Annotated in this window: 1 protein-coding gene; it reads left to right on the top strand. The window is 69.9% G+C overall.

The features are described 5' to 3' along the window. A partial coding sequence (locus ACSVDD_RS29705) for a transposase (RefSeq protein ID WP_448193007.1) occupies positions 1 to 795 on the top strand: 795 nt, incomplete at both ends.

Raw genomic sequence — 795 nt, 5'->3', positions numbered from 1 at the left:
CTAGCGCGCCGCCTCGCCATGCCACTCAGCGGCGACACGCTGCTGCGCCTGATCCGCGCCGCCATGATCGCGGCGTATCCGCCGCCGCGCGTCGTCGGCGTCGATGAATGGGCATGGCGGCGCGGCCTGCGCTACGGCACGATCCTCGTCGATCTGGAACGCAACCGGGTGCTGGACCTGCTGCCGGACCGCCAAGCGGACAGCGTGGCCGCGTGGCTGCGGCGCCATCCCGGTGTTGAAGTCGTCGCCCGCGATCGGGCCGGCGTCTTCGCCGATGGAATCCGCCAGGGCGCTCCGCAGGCGCGGCAGGTCTGTGACCGGTGGCATTTGCTGCGCAATCTCGGCGACGCTCTGCGCACGGTGGCCAATCGACATCGTCGTGCGATTCGGCACGCCGCCCGCACCGTCGCCAGCATGATCCAGAGCGCCGCACCGCCGAGCGAGCCGGCCGTTCTGGGGTCCAAACTGGATCGGACCCGGCAGGCCAACCGGTGCCATCGCGAGGAGCGCTTCGCCGAAATCCGGCGTCTGCGCGACCAAGGTGTGCCTCCCAAGCTGATCGCGCCGGGGCTCGGGATGAGCCGCCGCTCCGTTGAACGCTGGCTTGCTGCCGATGGTGCTCCGGAGCATGCCCGTCCTCGCATGCCAACATTGCTCGACGGCTTTCATGCGTATCTGGAGCGCCGGTGGCGGGAAGGCTGCCGCAATGCCGCTCATCTTCATCGGGAACTGAAGGAGCAAGGCTGCGACGCGAGTGTTCAAACCGTCGGGCGGTGGGCGCGCGGGCAGCGCGCC

The sequence above is a fragment of the Azospirillum terrae genome (assembly GCF_053470425.1).
The sequence above is the reverse complement of the archived record's forward strand: the minus strand, read 5'-3'. Positions and strand labels throughout refer to the sequence as shown.